The sequence below is a fragment of the Streptomyces sp. NPDC058758 genome (genome assembly GCF_042746075.1).
Lineage (GTDB): Bacteria > Actinomycetota > Actinomycetes > Streptomycetales > Streptomycetaceae > Streptomyces.
In genome coordinates, this window is record NZ_JBHYPS010000001.1 from 597,079 (window position 1) to 613,627 (window position 16,549).

19 protein-coding genes and 1 pseudogene are annotated in these 16,549 nt (G+C 73.2%); 12 read left to right on the forward strand and 8 right to left on the reverse strand.

All coding sequences use genetic code 11. The features are described 5' to 3' along the window. Positions 1 to 36: 36 nt before the first annotated feature. Positions 37 to 1,215 carry a steroid 3-ketoacyl-CoA thiolase gene (locus ACFW6A_RS02730; protein WP_351856523.1) on the reverse strand — a complete coding sequence of 393 codons (1,179 nt, stop codon included), beginning with the start codon at positions 1,213 to 1,215 and terminating at the stop codon, positions 37 to 39. A gap of 269 nt (positions 1,216 to 1,484) precedes the next feature. On the opposite strand from ACFW6A_RS02730, the gene ACFW6A_RS02735 reads away from it, so the two are divergent. From ACFW6A_RS02735 to ACFW6A_RS02755, 5 genes are all read left to right on the forward strand, one after another. Further along, entirely contained in the window at positions 1,485 to 2,738 is a 1,254-nt protein-coding gene (locus ACFW6A_RS02735) for a cytochrome P450 (protein ID WP_351856525.1), read from the forward strand. A 38-nt stretch (positions 2,739 to 2,776) separates the two neighbouring features. Beyond that, positions 2,777 to 3,856 carry a DUF2330 domain-containing protein gene (locus ACFW6A_RS02740; RefSeq protein WP_386638301.1) on the forward strand — a complete coding sequence of 360 codons (1,080 nt, stop codon included), beginning with the start codon at positions 2,777 to 2,779 and terminating at the stop codon, positions 3,854 to 3,856. Then, the gene (locus ACFW6A_RS02745; protein WP_386638304.1) at positions 3,853 to 4,521 is read left to right on the forward strand and encodes an O-methyltransferase; all 669 of its coding nucleotides are present in this window, start codon (positions 3,853 to 3,855) and stop codon (positions 4,519 to 4,521) included. Before ACFW6A_RS02740 ends, ACFW6A_RS02745 begins: the two co-directional genes overlap by 4 nt. A gap of 74 nt (positions 4,522 to 4,595) precedes the next feature. Further along, on the forward strand, positions 4,596 to 4,925 hold the full coding sequence (locus tag ACFW6A_RS02750; protein WP_386486322.1) for an antibiotic biosynthesis monooxygenase family protein: 330 nt from the start codon (positions 4,596 to 4,598) through the stop codon (positions 4,923 to 4,925). 33 nt (positions 4,926 to 4,958) lie between these two features. Continuing rightward, on the forward strand, positions 4,959 to 5,444 hold the full coding sequence (locus ACFW6A_RS02755; RefSeq protein WP_351856533.1) for a GNAT family N-acetyltransferase: 486 nt from the start codon (positions 4,959 to 4,961) through the stop codon (positions 5,442 to 5,444). Between the two features lie 195 nt (positions 5,445 to 5,639). On the opposite strand, the gene ACFW6A_RS02760 is transcribed toward ACFW6A_RS02755, so the two are convergent. Then, positions 5,640 to 7,721 carry an MFS transporter gene (locus tag ACFW6A_RS02760; protein WP_351856535.1) on the reverse strand — a complete coding sequence of 694 codons (2,082 nt, stop codon included), beginning with the start codon at positions 7,719 to 7,721 and terminating at the stop codon, positions 5,640 to 5,642. Between the two features lie 185 nt (positions 7,722 to 7,906). Between ACFW6A_RS02760 and ACFW6A_RS02765 the strand changes: the two genes are divergently transcribed. The 5 genes from ACFW6A_RS02765 (at position 7,907) to ACFW6A_RS02785 (ending at position 12,491) form a co-directional block, all read left to right on the forward strand. Beyond that, positions 7,907 to 9,103 (forward strand): peptidoglycan-binding protein, encoded by a 1,197-nt coding sequence (locus ACFW6A_RS02765; RefSeq protein ID WP_386638308.1) that lies wholly within the window; start codon positions 7,907 to 7,909, stop codon positions 9,101 to 9,103. Between the two features lie 144 nt (positions 9,104 to 9,247). Then, positions 9,248 to 9,916: an HAD-IA family hydrolase gene (locus ACFW6A_RS02770; RefSeq protein ID WP_351856539.1), complete on the forward strand. Its 669-nt coding sequence runs from the start codon at positions 9,248 to 9,250 to the stop codon at positions 9,914 to 9,916. A 497-nt stretch (positions 9,917 to 10,413) separates the two neighbouring features. Beyond that, positions 10,414 to 11,064 carry an HNH endonuclease family protein gene (locus ACFW6A_RS02775; protein WP_351856541.1) on the forward strand — a complete coding sequence of 217 codons (651 nt, stop codon included), beginning with the start codon at positions 10,414 to 10,416 and terminating at the stop codon, positions 11,062 to 11,064. A 224-nt stretch (positions 11,065 to 11,288) separates the two neighbouring features. Beyond that, positions 11,289 to 11,753 (forward strand): DoxX family protein, encoded by a 465-nt coding sequence (locus tag ACFW6A_RS02780; protein WP_351856553.1) that lies wholly within the window; start codon positions 11,289 to 11,291, stop codon positions 11,751 to 11,753. Between the two features lie 105 nt (positions 11,754 to 11,858). Next, a complete protein-coding gene (locus ACFW6A_RS02785) occupies positions 11,859 to 12,491 on the forward strand; it encodes a VTT domain-containing protein (RefSeq protein ID WP_351856555.1) in 633 nt (210 codons plus the stop codon). On the opposite strand, the gene ACFW6A_RS02790 is transcribed toward ACFW6A_RS02785, so the two are convergent. Both ACFW6A_RS02790 and ACFW6A_RS02795 read right to left on the reverse strand, forming a co-directional pair. Next, a complete protein-coding gene (locus tag ACFW6A_RS02790; RefSeq protein WP_351856543.1) occupies positions 12,451 to 12,714 on the reverse strand; it encodes a DUF2277 domain-containing protein in 264 nt (87 codons plus the stop codon). The two genes, ACFW6A_RS02785 and ACFW6A_RS02790, sit on opposite strands and share 41 nt — an antisense overlap. Positions 12,715 to 12,962: 248 nt before the next feature. Continuing rightward, complete coding sequence (locus ACFW6A_RS02795) at positions 12,963 to 13,184, reverse strand: hypothetical protein (protein ID WP_351101107.1); 222 nt, start codon at positions 13,182 to 13,184, stop codon at positions 12,963 to 12,965. Positions 13,185 to 13,374: 190 nt separating this feature from the next. Between ACFW6A_RS02795 and ACFW6A_RS02800 the strand changes: the two genes are divergently transcribed. Then, positions 13,375 to 14,133, forward strand: a complete 759-nt coding sequence (locus tag ACFW6A_RS02800) for a GntR family transcriptional regulator (RefSeq protein ID WP_351856545.1) — start codon at positions 13,375 to 13,377, stop codon at positions 14,131 to 14,133. Here the strand turns inward: ACFW6A_RS02800 and ACFW6A_RS02805 are convergent. Continuing rightward, positions 14,130 to 14,639 carry a DUF4231 domain-containing protein gene (locus ACFW6A_RS02805; protein ID WP_351856547.1) on the reverse strand — a complete coding sequence of 170 codons (510 nt, stop codon included), beginning with the start codon at positions 14,637 to 14,639 and terminating at the stop codon, positions 14,130 to 14,132. The genes ACFW6A_RS02800 and ACFW6A_RS02805 overlap by 4 nt on opposite strands. 169 nt (positions 14,640 to 14,808) lie before the next feature. On the opposite strand from ACFW6A_RS02805, the gene ACFW6A_RS02810 reads away from it, so the two are divergent. Beyond that, on the forward strand, positions 14,809 to 14,994 hold the full coding sequence (locus tag ACFW6A_RS02810) for a hypothetical protein (RefSeq protein WP_351856549.1): 186 nt from the start codon (positions 14,809 to 14,811) through the stop codon (positions 14,992 to 14,994). A gap of 99 nt (positions 14,995 to 15,093) precedes the next feature. Here the strand turns inward: ACFW6A_RS02810 and ACFW6A_RS02815 are convergent, their stop codons facing one another. The 3 genes and pseudogenes from ACFW6A_RS02815 to ACFW6A_RS02825 all read right to left on the reverse strand — a co-directional run. Beyond that, positions 15,094 to 15,267: a hypothetical protein gene (locus tag ACFW6A_RS02815; RefSeq protein WP_351856551.1), complete on the reverse strand. Its 174-nt coding sequence runs from the start codon at positions 15,265 to 15,267 to the stop codon at positions 15,094 to 15,096. A 232-nt stretch (positions 15,268 to 15,499) separates the two neighbouring features. Continuing rightward, the gene (locus tag ACFW6A_RS02820) at positions 15,500 to 16,009 is read right to left on the reverse strand and encodes a hypothetical protein (RefSeq protein WP_351853137.1); all 510 of its coding nucleotides are present in this window, start codon (positions 16,007 to 16,009) and stop codon (positions 15,500 to 15,502) included. A 441-nt stretch (positions 16,010 to 16,450) separates the two neighbouring features. Continuing rightward, positions 16,451 to 16,549, reverse strand: a pseudogene (locus tag ACFW6A_RS02825) (IS5/IS1182 family transposase); the annotation flags it as partial.

A 16,549-nucleotide genomic window follows, 5' to 3' on the forward strand; every position in this document is an offset into this window, starting at 1 on the left:
TTTCCCGGGCACCCCTGCCAGGTCTCGTGGCGCCGGCTACAGGCGCTGGATGATCGTCCCCGTGGCGAGCGCGCCGCCGGCGCACATCGTGACCAGCGCGAACTCCTTGTCGGTGCGCTCCAGCTCGTGCAGGGCGGTGGTGATCAGGCGGGCGCCGGTCGCGCCGACGGGGTGGCCGAGGGCGATGGCGCCGCCGTTGACGTTGACCTTCTCCAGGCCGTCGAGTTCCCCGTCGAACTCCTGCGCCCAGCTGAGGACGACCGAGGCGAAGGCCTCGTTGATCTCGACCACGTCGATGTCCCGCAGCGACATGCCGGCCTTGCCGAGGACCGCGCGGGTCGCGTCGATGGGCCCGTCGAGGTGGTAGTGGGGGTCGGCGCCGACCAGGGCCTGGGCGACGATCCGGGCGCGGGGGCGCAGCTTGAGCGCGCGGGCCATGCGCTTGGAGGCCCACATCACGGCGGAGGCACCGTCGGAGATCTGGGAGGAGTTGCCGGCGGTGTGCACGGCGGTGGGCATGACCGGCTTGAGCCGGGCGAGGCCCTCCATGCTGGTGTCGCGCAGCCCCTCGTCGCGGTCGACCAGCCGCCACATGCCCTGGCCCGCGTGCTGCTCCGCCTCGGTGGTCGGGACCTGGACGGCGAAGGTCTCGCGCTTGAAGCGCTCCTCGGACCAGGCCGCGGCGGCCCGCTCCTGGGAGATGACGCCGAGGGAGTCGACGCGCTCGCGGGTCAGGCCGCGGCGGCGGGCGATGCGCTCGGCGGCCTCGAACTGGTTGGGCAGGTCGACGTTCCACTCGTCGGGGAAGGGCTTGCCGGGGCCGTGCTTGGAGCCGGAGCCGAGCGGAACGCGGGACATGGCCTCGACGCCGCAGGAGATGCCGACGTCGATGACGCCGGCCGCGATCATGTTCGCGACCATGTGGCTCGCCTGCTGCGAGGAGCCGCACTGGGCGTCGACCGTGGTGGCGGCGGTCTCGTAGGGCAGGCCCATGGTGAGCCAGGCGGTGCGGGCGGGGTTCATGGACTGCTCGCCGGCGTGGGTGACCGTGCCGCCGACGATCTGTTCGACGCAGTCGGCGGGGATGCCGGTGCGGCCGAGGAGTTCGCGGTAGGTCTCGCCCAGGAGGTAGGCGGGATGGAGGTTGGCGAGCGCGCCTCCGCGCTTGCCGATGGGGGTGCGTACGGCTTCGACGATGACGGGTTCCGCGGCCATGAGCTCGTCCTCTCCTCGACCGGACGGGGTGTCCCGGCACCCGCCGGTCGGCGTCACGGGAGAACTAGTACGCGTTCTAGTTCTGAGGGAAGTCTTATGACTGCTACCGCCGGTACGCAAGGGTCCGGGCGGCAGCAGTTCGGCGGCCGGCCCGGGTTCCAGGGGCGTACGGGGGCGCAATCGGCCCGCGCCTCTTGCCACTTGTAGAACTCGTTACTAACTTTCCCGGCAACTTCTGATGGCCCATCAGATATTGGAGCGTGTTGCCGATGCCCTGCCCCCACCTCCCCGAAGGATTCGACGCCACCGACCCCGACCTGCTGCGCAGCCGCGTCCCCCTCCCCGAGTTCGCGGAGCTGCGGCGGACCGCCCCGGTCTGGTGGTGCCCCCAGCCGCGCGGCGTCACCGGCTTCGACGACGAGGGGTACTGGGCCGTCACCCGCCACGCGGACGTCAAGTACGTCTCCACCCACCCCGAGCTGTTCTCCTCGCACGAGAACACCGCCGTGATCCGCTTCAACGAGCACATCGGGCGCGAACAGATCGACGTCCAGAAGCTGATCATGCTGAACATGGACCCGCCGGAGCACACCCGGGTCCGCCAGATCGTCCAGCGCGGCTTCACCCCGCGCGCGATCCGCGGCCTGGAGACCGTCCTGCGCACCCGCGCCCGGGCCATCGCCGAGGAGGCGCGGGCCACCGCCGCCGAGGACCCCGACGGCACCTTCGACTTCGTCACCAGGATCGCCGTCGAGCTGCCCCTCCAGGCCATCGCCGAACTCATCGGCGTTCCCCAGGAGGACCGCTCCCGGATCTTCGACTGGTCCAACAAGATGGTGGCGTACGACGATCCCGAGTACGCCATCACCGAGGAGGTCGGCGTCGAGGCCGCCATGGAGCTCATCGGCTACGCGATGAACATGGCCGCGGCGCGCAAGGAGTGCCCCGCCAAGGACATCGTGTCCCAGCTCGTCGCCGCCGAGGGCCAAGGCAACCTCTCCTCCGACGAGTTCGGGTTCTTCGTCCTCCTGCTCGCCGTCGCCGGCAACGAAACCACCCGCAACGCGATCAGCCACGGCATGCACGCCTTCCTGACCCACCCCGACCAGTGGGAGCTCTACAAGCGGGAGCGCCCCGCGCCCACCGCCGAGGAGATCGTCCGCTGGGCGACCCCCGTGGTCTCCTTCCAGCGCACCGCCACCCAGGACACCGAGATCGGCGGCCAGAAGATCAAGAAGGGCGACCGGGTCGGCCTCTTCTACTCCTCCGCCAACCACGACCCCGAGGTCTTCGAGAACCCGGAGGCCTTCGACATCACCCGCGACCCCAACCCCCACCTGGGCTTCGGCGGCGGCGGCCCCCACTTCTGCCTCGGCAAGGCCCTCGCCGTGAAGGAGATCGAGCTGATCTTCGACGCCGTCGCCGACGTCCTGCCGGACCTCACCCTCGTCGCCGCACCGCGCCGGCTGCGGGCCGCCTGGCTCAACGGCGTCAAGGAGCTGCGGGTCCGCACCGCGTCCTGACGGGGAACCGGAACCCTCCCCCGCACGTCCGACCGGACATGCGGGGGACCACACACAGAATCCTGGCCACACTCGTCGCGCTGCTCGCGCTCCAGCTCGGCTCGCTCGTCGCGCCCGCCTGGGCCTGCGGCTGCGGCGCCATGATCACGCACAGGTCGGAGCGGATCGGCGTCGACCGGGAGGAGTCCGCCGTCCACTGGGACGGCCGGAACGAGACCGTCGTCATGCGCTTCCGCGTCCACGGCGACGCCCGGCAGGCCGCCTGGGTCATGCCCGTGCCGCACCGCGCCGACGTCACCCTCGGCGACCCGGAACTCTTCGACGCGATCGAGGAACTCTCCGCGCCCGAGCAGCGCGACCGCTCCTACTTCTGGCCCCGCGAGGACGACTGGCCCTTCGACACCGACTTCGGCGACGGGGCCGTGTCCGGCGCGGCCCCCGGCGGCGCCGTCGGCGTCGTCGGCCGCGAGCGGCTCGGCCCCTTCGACGTGGCCCGCCTCACCGCCACCGACCCCGAGGCCCTCGGCACCTGGCTGCGGACCAACGGCTTCGAACTCCCCGACCGGCTCACCCCCGAACTCCGGCCGTACGTCGACCGGAAGTGGGAGTACGTCGCCGTCCGCCTCGCCCCGGAGAAGCGGGGCGAGCGCCTGTACGGCGAGCTGACCCCGCTCCGCATCGCCTTCGCCTCCACCGAACTCGTCTACCCCATGCGGCTCTCCCGGCTCGCCGCCACCCCGCAGACCCTCGGCCTGTCCGTCCTCGCCGCCCACCGCATGGAGCCCCGCTCGGCGATCGGCGGCGAGCGCCCCGAAGTCACCTTCTCCGGCCGCCTCGACCGCCCGCAGGGCCCGGTGGCCGCCCTCACCGGCGGCGCGCCGACCCACCTCACCGTCCTCGAACAGCGCTTCCCGGCCCCCTCCCGGATCTCCGGCGACCACGTCCTGCGCACGGTCGCCGACACCCCCTACCGCCAGGTGGTCTACCGGGACCGGCTGCTGACCGTCGGCGGCGTCCCCGCCTGGCTGCTGGTCACGGCGGCCGGCGCGGCACTCGCCGTGGCGGCCGCGCTCTCGGCCGCACGGGCGAGGCGCCGCCGGGTACCGTCGGCCCCATGACGAACCCTCAGTGGAACGACGTCGACGCGTACGTCACCGACCTGCTGGTCCCCGCCGACGATGCCCTGACCGCCGCGCTGGCCGACAGCGCGGCGGCCGGCCTCCCCGAGATCGCCGTCGCCCCCAACCAGGGCAAGCTCCTGAACCTCCTCGCCCAGGTCCAGGGCGCCCGCCGCATCCTGGAGATCGGCACGCTCGGCGGCTACAGCACCATCTGGCTGGCCCGCGCCCTGCCCGCCGACGGCCGCCTGACCACCCTGGAGTACGACCCCCGGCACGCCGAGGTGGCCCGCGGCAACCTCGCCCGCGCGGGCCTGGCCGACCGCGTCGAGGTCCGCACCGGCCCCGCCCTGGACACCCTCCAGCTCCTGGAGGAGGAGGGCGCCGGCCCCTTCGACCTGGTCTTCGTCGACGCCGACAAGGCCAACAACCCGCACTACGTGACCTGGGCCCTGAAGCTCTCCCGCCCCGGCACCCTGATCGTCGTCGACAACGTCGTCCGCGGCGGCCGCGTCGCGGTCGAGGACCCGTCGGACCCCGCGATCACCGGCACCCGCGCGATGTTCGACCTCGTCGCCCACGAGCCCCGCCTGGACGCGACCGCCCTCCAGACCGTCGGCGCCAAGGGCCACGACGGCCTCCTCATCGCCCGCGTGACCGCCTAGCCGCCGCTCCCGGCCCGGCCCGGACGGCGCCCGCCCGGAGGACGGAGGGGAGGGGCGGTCATATCCTGCCCCTCATGAGCATCGTGAAGATCAACGTCCTGACCGTGCCCGCCGAGCAGCGGGAGGTGCTGGAGCGGCGGTTCGCGTCGCGGGCCGGGGCCGTGGAGGGGTCCGACGGGTTCGAGTGGTTCGAGCTGCTGCGTCCGCTGGAGGGCACCGACCAGTACCTGGTGTACACCCGCTGGCGGAGCGAGGAGGACTTCCGGAACTGGATGAACGGCTCCATGAAGGCCGCCCACCAGGGCACCGCGGGCGGCGAGGGCGGCGGCGAGCGGCCGAAGCCGGCCGCCAGCGGGTCCACGCTGTGGTCCTTCGAGGTCGTGCAGCAGGCCTCGCCCAAGTAATCCGGCGGCGGAGACGGGCGTGCGGGTCGCACAATGACCCGCATGAGCTGGATCTTCTCCCCCGAGCGCGTCGACACCCCGGACGCCACCTCGCTCCGCCGCGACTACTTCGGCGACGTCGCGGGCCGCTACTACCGGCGGGTGCTGGCCGAGGACGAGTACGACCAGGAGATGATCGACGAGGGACTGGAGCTCCTCGCCCCGCCCGCCGGGGAGTTCCTGGTCGGGCGGTACGGCGGGAAGCCCGCCGCGTGCGGCGGGATCACGCTGCTCGACGGCGGACGGGCCGAGCTGACCCGGGTGTTCGTCCGGCACGCCTTCCGCGGCCTCGGCGGCGCCGACCTGCTCGTGGACGGCCTGGAGCGGGCCGCCCGCGCGCTCGGCGCCCGCCGCATGGTGCTCAACACCCGCCTCGACCTGGTCGAGGCGCGGGCCCTGTACGTGCGGCACGGCTACGACGAGATCCCGGCGTACTGCTCGGGGCCGTACATGGAGATCTGGTACGGAAAGGAGCTGTGAGCCGCCCGCCGGACCGGGTCGGCCGTTCCGGACGACGGCGTCGAGGACGGCGTTCGCGTCGCCCACCGGTCCGGGCCGCGGCCGGTCCTGCCGCGACCGGTCCTGCCGCAGCCGGTCCTGCCGCAGCCGGTCCTGAGCTTCCGGCATCCCGGCCTCCGTCCCGGTTTCCCGGGGCGCGGGTCGCGCCCCCGTCCGTCAGGCGCGGTGGTCGCGGGGCGGTTCGGGGGCGCGGGGCCGTTCCGCGTCGGAGCCGCACAGCTCGGCGTTGAGCTCCTCGACCAGCCGCACGAGGTCGGTGGGGCGGTCGGGCCCCCACCAGTCGCCGAGGAGCGCGGCGAGGGACTCCTCGCGGGCCCGGGCGAGCCGTCCGGCGAGGACGACGCCGTCCTCGGTGAGGACCAGCTGGTTCCCTTCGCGCCGGGCGAGCCGCCGCTCCTCGACCTCGCGGGCCGCGTCGGTGATGACGCGCAGCGGCACGGGCGCGGCCTCGGCGAGCCGCCCGGGTTCGACGGCGCCGTGGCGGCGGATGCGCAGCAGCAGCCAGCTGGAGGCGGGCCGCAGGTCGAGCCCGGCGCGGGCGGTGATCGTCTCGTAGACCTCCTTGCGGCCCTCGCGGGAGCCGAGCACCGACAGGGCGCGGGCGGCCTCCTCGTACGACGAGCGCTCGACCGGGTTGGAGGCGAGGGTCTGGCTGGTGTCGGGCGCGGTCACGGAGGCGCGCAGCGGGTCCTCCTTGAGGAACCAGGCGACGACGAAGGCGACGAGGACGACCGGCGCGGCGTACAGGAAGACGTCGGTGATGGAGGTGGCGTAGGCGTGGAGGACCTCGGGCCGCAGTTCGGCCGGGAGTCCGCCGATGGCGCGCGGGTCGGCGGCGACCTGCCCGGGGCCGGTGCCGGGCGGCAGCTCCGTGCCGGCCTGGGCGGCCCGGGCGAAGACGTCCTCCAGTTTGTGGGTGAGCCGGCTGGTGAAGACGGTGCCGAAGACGGCGACGCCGAAGGACGCGCCGATGGAGCGGAAGAAGGTGGCCCCGGAGGTGGCGACGCCGAGGTCCTCGTAGCCGACGGCGTTCTGCACGACGAGGACGAGGACCTGCATGACGAGACCGAGTCCGGCGCCGAAGACGAAGAAGTACGCGCTCATCTCCCAGGTGGAGCTGGTCTCGGTCAGCCGGTGGAGGAGGAGCAGGCCGATCGCGGTGACGGCGGTGCCGGTGACGGGGAAGACCTTCCAGCGGCCGGTCCTCGACACGATCTGGCCGGAGGCGGTGGAGGTGAGCAGCATGCCGACGACCATCGGCAGCATGTGGACGCCGGACATGGTGGGGCTGACGCCCTGGACGACCTGGAGGAAGGTCGGCAGGTAGGTCATCGCGCCGAACATCGCGAAGCCGACGACGAAGCTGATGACCGAGACCAGGGTGAAGGTCCGGATCCGGAACAGTTTGAGGGGGAGGACGGGTTCGGCGGCCCGCCGTTCGACGTACACGAACCAGACGAGGAGCACCGCGCCCAGCAGCGCGATCCCGATGATCTGCGGCGAGTCCCAGTCCCAGGTGGTGCCGCCGAGGGAGGCGACCAGGACCAGGCAGGTGGCGACCGAGGCGATGAGGAAGGTGCCGAGGTAGTCGATGGTGTGGCGGGTGGAGCGGACCGGGATGTGGAGGACGGCGGCGATGACGAAGAGGGCGACGACGCCGATGGGGAGGTTGATGTAGAAGACCCAGCGCCAGGAGAGGTGCTCGGTGAAGAACCCGCCGAGCAGCGGGCCGAGGACGCTGGTGGCGCCGAAGACGGCGCCGAAGAGCCCTTGGTACTTGCCGCGCTCCCGGGGTGAGACGAGGTCCCCGACGATCGCCATCGACAGCACCATGAGCCCGCCGCCGCCGAGGCCCTGGAGGGCGCGGAAGGCGATGAGCTGCGGCATGTTCTGGGCGATGCCGCAGAGGGCGGACCCGATGAGGAAGAGGACGATCGCCGCCTGGAAGAGCTTCTTGCGCCCGTACTGGTCGCCCAGCTTGCCCCACAGGGGGGTCGCGGCCGTGGAGGCCAGCATGTAGGCGGTGACCACCCAGGAGAGGTGCTCCATGCCGCCGAGCTCGCTGACGATCGTGGGCAGGGCGGTGGAGACGATCGTCTGGTCGAGGGCGGCGAGCAGCATGCCGAGCAGCAGCGCGCCGATCGCGACGAGGACGGTGCGCCGGCTCTGCCCCTCGCCGGGCAGGGGAGCGGACACGGGCTCCCCGCCGGGCTGCGGCGGGCTGGTCTCCTGGGCCATGGCGTCTCCCTGCGCGTCTCGCTGCTCGTCCCGCTGCTCGGGCTCTCGCTGCTCGCGTCCCCGGGCGTGCTCTCCATCCTGAGTCGAATGTCCGGATATGGCCTGCGGAGGGGCGCACGCGTTCACCCGTCGGCAGGGGCTCGCCTGCATAATCACTGCCAGTTGCGTTGGGGAGGGGACACATCATGACCGGACACGCATGTCCTGAATGCGGTGGTCAGAGACCGGGCTGCGCCTGCGCCCGGGCGGCGGACCGTTCGGCGGAGCTGGCCGCGGCCGAGGACTTCGACCCGCTCCGGATCAGGCCGTACGTGACGCTGGACGCCCACGACGAGGCGGCCGACCCCCCGACGGCGCAGCTGAGCGCGATACGACCGGGGGCGGTGCGGCCGGGCACGGGGGCGGGAGCCGGGGCAGGGGCCGACGCCGGGGTGCACGGGGCCGGGGCCCACGGAGCGGAGGCGTACGGGGCGCAGGCGTACGGTGCCGGGGCCCATGGAGCGGAGGCGTACGGGGCCGGGGGCGGGGCCCACGAGGGGCAGACGCGGGTGATACCGGCGTACGGCTCGGAGGGGCCCGCCGCGGGACCGTACGACTCCGGGGGATACGGCCCCGAGGGGTACGGCCCCGAGGGCGGGGCCCACGAGACCATGCCGCTGCTGCTCGGCGGGGTCGGCGGCGCGGGGGGCGCCGGCGGCTCCGGGCCGGGCGGGGGACGGCGGGAGCGGCCGCGCAAGCGGCGGGGCGCGCTGGTCGCGGGCGTCGCGGCGGCGGCCGTGGTGGGCACGGCCGCGCTGGCCGCGGCGGTGCTCGGCGGCGAGGACCCCGACGACCGCGCGCTGGTGCCCGAGGTGACCACCAGCGCGTCCCTGAACCTCGCCGTGTCGGAGGAGCCGTCCCCGTCCTCCTCCGCCCCGACGCCGAGCCGCACCCCTTCGAGGACGCCTTCGCCGCGGACCTCCTCCCCGACCCCGACGGCCACGACGGCCTCCCCGTCCGCGTCCGCGTCCGCGACCGCGTCGACGGCCCCGCCGTCGGTCACCGCTTCACCGTCCGCGACCGGCGGCGCGGCCGTTTCCGCGGCTCCGCCGGCGGTCTCCGCGCCCCCGACGACCACCCCGCCCACCCCCTCGCACACGGACGCGCCGGAGGGGGCGACGCTGAGCGTGGGCGACACGGGCCCTGAGGTCGAGGAGCTCCAGCGGCGCCTGCGGTTCAAGTGGATCTACCTCGGGGAGATCGACGGGGTGTTCGACGAGGACGTCAGGCAGGCCGTGGCGACCTTCCAGAGCTGGCTGTACCCCAAGAAGGACCCCGAGGGCGTGTACGGCTCGTCCACCCGGCGTGCGCTGGAGCGGGAGACCCAGCGCATGGACGGCTGACGGGGGCCGGCGGAGGTCACGGCGGACCGGGTGGCCAAGACCGCCCCCGGTTTTGTATCGTGAAAAAACAAAGTGGCCCCGCCCGTACTCCCTGACCGGCGGGCGGGACCGCTTCGTTCTCCGCGCCACCCCTCTGGAGACCCCATGGCCGCCACCCCGGCAACGCTCACCGCCCGCGCCCTCCTGCTCGACATGGACGGCACCCTGGTCAACTCGGACGCCGTCGTGGAGCGCTGCTGGCGCCGCTGGGCGGACCGCCAGGGGCTGGACGCCGGGGAGGTGCTGAAGGTCGTGCACGGCCGCCAGGGCTACGCCACGATGGCGCTCCTCCTCCCCGACCGCCCGATGGCCGAGAACCACGCGGACAACGCCGTGATGCTCGCCGAGGAGACCGCCGACGTCGACGGCGTGGTGCCGGTGGCCGGCGCCCCCGCCTTCATGGACGCCATCGCCGGCTTCCCGCACGCCCTGGTGACCTCGGCGGACGAGGCCCTCGCCCGGGCCCGGATGGGCGCGGCGGGCCTGCGGATGCCCGCGACCCGGGTGACCGCCGAGCAGGTCGGCGCGAGCAAGCCCGACCCGGAGGGCTTCCTCAAGGGCGCCGCCGAACTCGGCGTGGCCCCGGCGGAGTGCGTGGCCTTCGAGGACTCCGAGGCCGGCATCCGGGCCGCGAAGGCGGCCGGGATGCCCGTGGTCGGCGTGGGCCCCCGCGCGGCGGCCTTCGCCCCGGACGTGCACGTGCCGGACCTGACCCGCCTGCTGCTGGAGACGCACGAGGACGGGACGATGACCCTCGGAGTCGTACCGGAGTAATCCCCCACCCTCCCGAACCCGCCCCCTCACCACCAGCACCCCCCTCCCCTCTCCCCACCGCGCGCGGCCGGACGATCCGGCCGCGCGCGGTCGTGTGTGCGGGGAGGGAGAGGAACACGCGGCGACGGGCGCGGGGGGCGATGGGCAGCAGACAGCAGGCGGCAGACAGCAGGCAGCAGACGGCAGACGGCAGGCGGCAGACGGCAGACGGCCAGTGACAGACAGCGGACAGCGGACGACCAGCGGCAGACGGCAGACGGCAGGCGGCAGGCGGCAGGCGGTAGGCGGCAGGTACGGGAAGCCCTTCCGCGCGGGCGGAATCTGGCGCTCCGTCAGGATGCGTCACACCCCTTGATGTGACGTGTCCATGTCGCCACTCTGTTACCTGGCGCACCCCCCGGCGAAACCTCGCGCCGCCACGATGACCGGGCGCCGCGCCCGGTACCGCACGGGACCGGCCGAACCGCCAAGGTCCCACCGAATCAAGGGAGTCCCCCATGCCCGTCGGCAAGGTCTACGCGCGTCGAGCCGCCGTGCTCGCCTCCACCGCCGCCCTCGCCCTCACCGGCCTCGTCACCACCGCGCCCTCCGCGCAGGCCGCGATGCCGACCCCGGTCAGCGCCGCCACCGCCCGCACCTACCTCGCCGCCCTCACGGTCAAGGCGGAAGGTTCCCTCACCGGCTACAGCCGCGACCTCTTCCCGCACTGGATCACCCAGTCCGGCGCCTGCAACACCCGCGAGACCGTCCTCAAGCGGGACGGCTCGAACGTCGTCACCGACTCCGCCTGCGCCTCCGTCAGCGGCAGCTGGTACTCGCAGTACGACGGCGCCACCTGGACGGCCGCCTCCGACCTCGACATCGACCACGTCGTCGCGCTCGCCGAAGCCTGGCGCTCGGGCGCCAGCTCCTGGACCACCAGCCAGCGCCAGGCGCTCGCCAACGACCTCACCCGGCCGCAGCTCATAGCCGTCACCGACAACGTCAACCAGGCCAAGAGCGACCTCGACCCGGCCGAGTGGCTGCCGCCGCGCACCGCGTACCGCTGCACCTACGCCCGCGCCTGGGTGCACGTGAAGTACCACTACGGCCTCAGCGTCGACTCGGCGGAGAAGAGCGCCCTCCAGTCCGTCCTCAACGGCTGCTGACCGAGCCCCTCCTGACGCCGCGTGAAAACGGCGTGAAATCGGCGCGCCTGTGGTCCAGACCTGCGCCACCCTGACCGCGGGCGCGCCTTCGTGGCGTAAATGTTGAACTTGCAAGCACTAGTGAGGGATGCCTAACCTGAAGGCCGTCCGGTTCCGGTACCAGCCCCCACACCCGTCCCTCCCCGGACGGGCCGGCCGAAGGAGTCCCCCCCACCATGAACACCCTGACCACCCGCCTCGACCAGGCGCAGCCCTATGCGCTCGGCCTGTTCCGGGCCGTCGTCGGCCTGCTCTTCGCCTGCCACGGCGCCGCCTCGCTCTTCGGCGTCCTCGGCGGCCCGGCGTCCGGCGTCCCCACCGGCACCTGGCCGGGCTGGTACGCGGCGGTGATCCAGCTCGTCTGCGGCGGGCTCGTGCTCGTCGGCCTCGGCACGCGCGGGGCGGCCTTCATAGCCTCGGGCTCGATGGCGTACGCGTACTTCTCCGCCCACCAGTCGGAGGCCCTCTTCCCGCTCCAGAACGGCGGCGAGCCGGCCGCCCTGTTCTGCTGGGCCTTCGCCCTGCTGATCTTCACCGGCCCGGGCGGCCTGGCGCTCGACGCCCTCTTCGGCCGCAAGGACGCGGGGGCCTCCCGCGGCGGCGAGCACGAGCACGGCACGGAGAAGCAGGGCGCGCCGGTCGCCGCCTGACGCCCGGCCCCTCCCCCGCACCACGCGCGCCGGCCGTCCCGGCCCCCGCCGGCACCCACCCGGCGGGGGCCGGGACGGCGGCGCGTAGGCTCTGGCCCTGTGAATCTGCTCGACAGCATGGGCTCGCTGAGGTCGCTGACCGCGGGCCCGTGGATCTATCCGGTGGTGGCGACGTCGATCCTGCTCGACGTCTTCCTGCCCGTGCTGCCGAGCGGCTTCCTGGTGATCTCCGCCGCCACGGCCGCCTCCGCCGCCCTCGGCACGGCCACCGCGCCCGCGGACGTCCCCTCCCTGCTGCCGCTGCTGCTCACCGCGGCGGCGGCCTCGATGCTCGGCGACCTCCTCGCGTACCGGCTCGCGCTGCGCGGCGGACGGCGCCTGGACCGGGCGATAGGCCGCTCGCGCCGCCTGACGGTGGCGCGGGAACGTCTCGGCACCGCCCTCGCCCGGGGCGGCGGCCTGATCGTGGTCCTGGCCCGCTTCGCCCCCGCGGGCCGCTCGGTGGTCTCCCTGGGCGCGGGCGCGGCGGGGCGGCGCCCCGAGGAGTTCCTGCCCTGGTCCGCGCTGGCCGCGGTGATCTGGGCCTCGTACAGCGTGGGACTCGGCTGGCTGGGCGGGCAGTGGCTGGGCGCGACCTGGTTCAGCGCGGGGGTGTCGACCCTGGCGCTGCTGCTCGCGGGCGGACTGGCCGGCTACCTCATACGGCGTCCGGGCGCGGCTCCCGCTCCGGCGTCCTGACCGGGTGGGAGTGCGCTCCCCTCACCTCCAGGGTGGCGAGGAGTCTGGCGGTGGCGTCGGCGATCTCGTCGACGGCCCGGTCGAAGACCTCCCGGTTGTGCGCGGCGGGGGCGCGGAAGCCGGAGACCTTGCGGACGTACTGGAGCGCGGCGGCGCGGATGTCGTCCTGGGTCGCCTCGTGCGACAGGACGGGCGGACGGAGCGTCTTGATGCTGCGGCACATGCCCCCAGTGTGACCCGCCCCACCGACAACGCCCGGGGACACGGGCCCGGGCGGGCACGACCGGGGCGCCGCGACCGGGGGGGGCGGAGCCGGGAACGCCGGCACAGGGGCGCCGAAAGACCGGAACGCCGAAAGAACGGAACGCCGGAACATCGAAACGGCGGAAGACCGAAACGGCGGAAGACCGGAACACCGGAACACCGGAACACCGGAAGAACGGAACGGCGACCGTCGGAATCCGGCCAGGATCAGTTCAGACCGCGCCGACTGCGCGCGTTGATCTCGGCTGCGCGGGCGCGGAGCTCCCGGAGCGGCGTGGCGAGCTGGACCTCGCCGGGCTCGGCCTCCCACTCGGCCCCGCCGTGGACGGCGCGGATCAGGAAACGTCCGGAAACGCTCCGCACGAAAAAGCCGACCCGCCCCGTGGCGGTGTCGCGGACGAGGTCGCCGACCTCGGGCACAGGTTGCACGCCACCCTCCGTCCCGGTCCCGAATGCTGCGTGGGGACACCCAGGGAAACGCGGAGACCCCGCCCTGTCAACGTATCTCTAGAGATGTCCCCCGATGGATGGATCACGAGGGCAGGACGGCGCACGCGTGCGCACCCTGGCCGCGGGGAGCCCCTTAGGGTGTCCCGCAGACGAAGGGAGTGGTCCACCCGTGACTGACCAGGACGGCACTCGTCGGCCCAAGTACCAGCGCATCGCAGATGAGTTGAGAACAGCGATCCAGTCCGGCGACTTCGCGCCGGGCGCCCGGCTCCCCGGTGAGAACGACCTCATGTCCACCTACGAGGTGGCCCGGATGACCGCCCGCCAGGCCCTCGCGGTCCTCCGCGGCGAGGGCCTCACCGAGGCCCGCAAGGGGGCCGGCGTCTTCGTCCGATCCTTCCGCCCGCTGCGCCGCCGGGGCATCCCGCGCCTCGCGGGCGAGGGCTGGGCGGGCGGCCGTTCGGTGTGGGCGGCGGAGGTGGAGGACCGGGCGCTGGTGGTGGACCAGATCGCGGTGTCGGAGACGGCGGCGGGCGACCGCGTCGCGGGGGCGCTGGACCTGGCGCCGGACGCCCCGGTCTGCGTCCGCAGCCGCCGCTTCGTCCTGGACGACAAGCCGGTCCTGCTGTCGGTCTCGTACCTCTCCGCCGACCTGGTCCGCGACACCCCCATCACCCGCCCCGACACGGGCCCCGGCGGCACCTACGCCCGCCTCGCCGAGCTGGGCCACCGGCCGGCCCGCTTCCGCGAGGAGATCCGCTGCCGCATGCCGACGGCCGACGAGACCACCCGCCTCGCGCTCCCCCCGGGCACTCCGGTGGTCCTGATCGGCCGCACGGCCTTCACGGAACCGGGCCGCCCGGTCGAGCTCAACGAGATGACCCTGGACGCCTCGTCCTACATCCTGGAATACGACTTCGACGCCTAGCTCCCGCCGTCCCGGGCCCCCGGCACCTCGCTCCGGCTCTCCCGCCCCTGCCCCTGCCCCTGCCCCTGAAGGTCGGCGGAGACCTGCCCGCCCAGCGTCATCACGTTCAGGGTGGCGGCGTTCTCGTTGGCGATGGCCTTCTCCACCCGGGCGACGAGCAGCGAGAACGCCGCCCGCTCGGACAGCTCCCGGTAAGGCCCCACCCGGGCCTCGAAGTACACCCGCTCGTGCCCGAGCAGCTGCTCGGTGGACCGGTAGTTCTTCCACTGCTCCCGGTACCGGTAGACGCTCTCCAGCGACACCGCCGCGACCACGACGACGCTCAGCACGGTCGCGGTGACCCGCGCGAACCCGGCGTCCAGGTTCACGAACACCGGCACGAGCGCCCCGCCGACGACGGACACCGTCCGCATCCGCAGGTGCATCGCCTTCATCCGCGCGGCCTTGACGTCGTACCACTCCTGATACTGCGTCATCCGGGTCTCGACGTACTTCTGCGCCGTCATGTGCCCGCCGCACGGCCCGACTTCAGGCGCGTCCCCCACATCAACCATCCCCGGAGTACACCGACCCCGGCCCGCCCCCGTCAACTCGGCGCCCCCGTTCCCCCGAACGGGCGAGCGCGCTACGTTCACCCCGTCACCACCACCCCACCACACCCCTCAGGGAGTCAGCATGACGGCCACCCTCAGCCCCCGCCTCGCGATGGGCCTCCTCGCCACCACGGCCGCCGCCCTGGCCGCCGTCCTCACGGCCCCCGCCACCACGACCACCGACGCCAGCGACCGCGAGACCGGCACGGTCAAGTGGGTGACGTCGGCGAAGTCGGCGGGCGACAAGAAGGTCGAAGTCATCAAGTAACCCGCCCCCGAACGCGCGAAAGCCCGCCCCCGACCAGGGGCGGGCTCCTCAAACCCACGGACCGGCCGACCGGCGGACCGGCCGACCGTCATCCTCATCTCAAGCGGCGAGCTCCTGCTCGCCCCGCACGGCCTCTTCCCAGGCCACCAGCAGCCGCCCGTACTCCTCCCGACCCTCGACCGTCAGCTCGCCCGAGGCCCACAGGGCACGGATGCGGCAGTTGATGGCGGCGGGATCGACGGGAGAGGTAGCGGTGTAAAAGTGCTCGGACATACCCCAACCCTAAACGCCCCCACCGACACCCACGACCGACTTACCCCCCGGCCCCGCCCACCCGAACCCCCCGCTCCCCCGCCCTCCCGACCCCCCGCACCCCTCCCCAACACCGAAAACGCCCCCACCACCCCTCCCCCCGCCCCACCACCCCCCGCCCCCTCCCTGTGGCGCACACCACCCCCTCCCTCACCCTCACACCCCCCGAAATCCCCTGTCACCCCTCCCCACGTCACCCCTCACCCCGGCACGCCTCCCGCCGGCAGTCGTCGTCCCGCCGGTGCAAGCGCCGCAGATCCTGCAGAGCGGCGACAGGGAACGGATGCCGCACCCACTTCTCCCGGTACCCGCCCTCCCCGTGCTCCCGCAGAACCCCCTCGGCCGCCTCCACCACGGCGTGACACAGCACCCCGCGAGGCTGGACCGAACTCCAGAGGAGAACCCCGCCCGTCTCGTCGACCGACCCCCAGCTGGTCCCCCCGTCCGGAAACTCGAAGACGTCGACGGCCACGTCCCTCCCCCGCCGCCGAAGCAGCCACCTCGTCTCCATGGGCTCACGATCGAACGAGAAACGCTCACCGTCCGAGTCCCCGTAGAGCCCCGTCACGGCGTACAGCAGATCGGCAAGGGCGTCCGTGCAGTACCCGGCATGCACCTCGTACTCCGAAGCACCGTCGCCGATCCGACACGTGACACCCCCCACGCCGACCAGCTCCCAACCGAACCGAAACCCACTCACCATCCACACCCCTCCCGACTGACCGCCAATCTCGCACACGGACGCCAAAGGCCCCCGGCCACGCTCGACCGAGAACCTTCACCCCCGGCGCCCCCGCCCGGCCCCGAACCGCCACCACCTGCTTCGCAAGCTCGTGCGAGAGAAGCTCTCACCAGGGGCAACGCTGGTCACCACCGCCACGGCAGCTCGTGTGCGACCGCCGTCATCCATCGCCACTGATATGTCGGCTCCGGCTGTCAGCCGACCGCACTCGACGGCGACGGGCGGCAGCACGCCGGCAGCCACTGCGGTCATGGCCGCCGATGCCTTCTGCCGAGCCGCGTTCTGCCACGGACCAGCCGAAACCGCCGCCACGGGGGTTGTCAGTGCCAGGCCCTAAGGGCTGTCCCGTAAATGATCTCCGAGTCGTCCCGGGCATGGTTGGCCAGAGTGCGGCCCGCTGACCTACCCGGCGAGGGCGAGGTTGTGCATCCGGGCGATGCCGAGCATGGCGTGGTGGACTCCGTCGCCTTTGAGTCGGCAGTCACGGAGGATCTTCCAAGT